The sequence below is a fragment of the Archangium sp. genome (assembly GCF_036388035.1).
GTDB lineage: Bacteria > Myxococcota > Myxococcia > Myxococcales > Myxococcaceae > Archangium.
The window spans coordinates 1-2,677 of sequence record NZ_DASVSO010000271.1; the positions used below are offsets into that span (position 1 = coordinate 1).

The window sequence follows — 2,677 nt, forward strand, 5'->3', positions numbered from 1 at the left end:
CGACGAGGGGGAGTGCGGCGTCTTCGACTGCGGGGACGTGGACCCGGAGGCGAGGGAGGGCGCGTCCCTCGCGCAGGGTGTGGAGCTGGTGCGCTATCGCCCTCCCATGCGCGGCCCTAGCACCCAGCGCAACTGGAGGCGCGTGGGGCTTCGAGCGAATGCACAGCCCCGGATGGCGTTCCACTTCCGCTACCGCCACGGCTATCTCCCGGCCTTTCCCCGGCTCGAAGGAAAGCTGTTCAAACACCACCTGTTCCCTCAAGCGAAGGAGTTCAGGAAGTGGCTCAGTGACAATGGCATCGACGTCCACGCATGGACGATGGTCCTTCCAGAGCAGGTGCACCTGCGCATCCATCGCGGCGCGAAAGGCGGCCCATGGAACGCGGCATGGCGGCAGTTCATGAAAGCCAATGAGCAACGCCGAATCCCTCAGGAGGAAATGATGCGCAAAGCCTTCGAGCTGGCCTATCGCTTCGACATCGTTGGCCCCATCATGCCTTACAGTCACTCGCTTGTTCCGCCGGGTCCCCAGCTCTTCGCCGACTGAGCGCGAAATGGAGGATGAAGACGCGTGAAGTTCTACAGCCTCACAGAGGACAAGGCCCCTCGCTACACGGGATACCTGAACGCCGGACACACATGGGGATTGCCCGGCGTGGATTGGTCTCAACCGTGTCCGACCTGCCGCTTGGGTGGTGGTGTGGCAGGGCTTCCCTATCCCTGTGTGGACCTCTCGAGCCTCCCGGAGCGCGAGAAGTTCCACGAACCGGAGCCGGTGCCGTACGAGGAGTACGTCCGGCTGCGCGAGCTGGTCCTTCCCCTCCTCCCCTCGTGGGCCATCCTGCAACCAGGGGCATCCTTCGGCCCGGTGGAGGGCTCCGGGTTGGGGTACTTCGGCCAGCTCTACATGCAGAACTCCTGGACCCTCTGCGCGCGCCGCGAGGCCCTGGAGCGTTTGCAGGCGGCCAGCATCCGCGGTCTCCAAGGCTGCCCCATCAAGGTCCGCTTCCGCACGAAGCACGCACCCGAGTTGCTACAGCTGCAACTGGAGTTGCACGGCCGGTTCCACCCCGATTGCCTTCCGCCAGAGCACAAGCCCCTCTGCCCTACCTGTGGTAGCAACTCGAACCACCTCCCGAAGAGGATCTGGCTCGACGCCTCGTCGCTGCCCGAGCACGTCGACCTCTTCCGCCTCCGTGACTGGCCTGGCTGCATCATCGCCAACGAGCGCATGGTGGAGGCGGTGAAGCGCCTGGAGCTGGACGGTGTGGTGTTCCAGGAGATGGAGGTCCACTGACCCTCAGTGCGCGGCGTCCCCCTGTCCGGCGGGCTCCGAGTGCGGTGAGACAGGCAGGTGCAGGGGCAGCTCGACGATGAACGTGGCGCCCGCGCCGGGCTCGCTCTCGACCCGGATGGTTCCCCCGTGCGCTTCGACGATCTGCCGGGCGATGAAGAGCCCCAGGCCCAGCCCTCCGAAGTGACGCTCGGAGACGGCCCGCGCGAGCCGCTCGAAGATCCGGGACTGCTCCTCGACGGGAATCCCCATCCCCTGATCCTTCACCACGAGTTGGGCCTGGCCCTGCGGGGCGAGCACCTGGACTTCAATGGGCTTGCCGGCCCCGAACTTCATCGCGTTGCCGAGCAGGCTGATGATGACCTGCTCCAATCGCAGCCGGTCCCACCGGCCCACGACCCGACCCGCCGTTCGCAATTCCACCGGGCAGCGCGCTCTCAGGAGTGGCTCGGAGAGCCGCTCGAGCACCTCGCCCACGAGCTCCGTCAGGTCCACCTCCTCCCGCTCGAGGGAGAACCGCCCCGTCTCGAGCTCCGAGACGTCCAGCAACGAGTCGACGAGCCGCCGGAGCCGATCGATCTGCTGGTCCACCCCTCCCACCGTCTTCCGCACCGCCTCACGAAAGTCCGCCTCGTCGCAGGGTTTCCGACTCAGGCGCTCGAGCCGCTGGGCCTGGAGCCGGAGCGAGGTGAGCGGGGTGTTCAACTCGTGGGAGGCCACGGTGAGGAACTCGTCACGCATGCAGATGGCCTCCTGCGCTTCGCGGTAGAGGAGCGCGTTGTCCAGCGCGGTGGCCGCACGGCGGCCAAACTCCTCGAGCAACTCCAGGTCTCCGCGTCCGGAATAGCGCGGCGCCTCCCGCAGCCGCAGGAGCGTCAGCACACCGAGCCGCTTGCCGTGGGCATGCAGTGGCACGGCGACGTACGAGCGACAGCCGAGCGTCTGGAGCACCCGGCGGTGGTTTGCATTCGGGACGAGCTCCCGCAGCTCCGAGTGCGCGATGTCGGGGACGGAGACGAGGTGCTCGCTCGCGAGCGCCGACACGCCTTCGCGCCGCACATCGAGGGCCATGGGCCAGCGGTGAAGCAGCTCGTCGGCGAGCTCGGCCTGGTAGGGCGATGACGCGGCGATGGACGACAGCCGCAGGGTGTCGCCCTGGCTCGTCACGAAGCAGACCGCCAGGTCCGCCAGCTCCGGCACCGCGAGCCGACAGATGCAGTCCGTGACCTCCTGGTAGTCGAGCGACACGGCGAGCTGCTTGCTGGCCTCGGCGAGGAAGTGATTCGCCGCCTCCGCCCTCCTGCGCTCGGCCATCTCGGCGCGCAGCGACAGGCGCATCTCGTTGATGGATTGGCTCACCTCGTCCAGCTCGTCCGGCACCAG

3 protein-coding genes are annotated in these 2,677 nt (G+C 67.3%); 2 read left to right on the forward strand and 1 reads right to left on the reverse strand.

Annotated features, from left to right (window positions below):
* Both VF697_RS11430 and VF697_RS11435 read left to right on the forward strand, forming a co-directional pair.
* A partial coding sequence (locus tag VF697_RS11430; protein ID WP_331094195.1) for a TIGR02269 family lipoprotein occupies positions 1–547 on the forward strand: 547 nt, incomplete at its 5' end.
* Positions 548–571: 24 nt separating this feature from the next.
* Positions 572–1,297 carry a double-CXXCG motif protein gene (locus tag VF697_RS11435; RefSeq protein ID WP_331094198.1) on the forward strand — a complete coding sequence of 242 codons (726 nt, stop codon included), beginning with the start codon at positions 572–574 and terminating at the stop codon, positions 1,295–1,297.
* A 3-nt stretch (positions 1,298–1,300) separates the two neighbouring features.
* On the opposite strand, the gene VF697_RS11440 is transcribed toward VF697_RS11435, so the two are convergent.
* A partial coding sequence (locus tag VF697_RS11440) for a GAF domain-containing sensor histidine kinase (RefSeq protein ID WP_331094200.1) occupies positions 1,301–2,677 on the reverse strand: 1,377 nt, incomplete at its 5' end.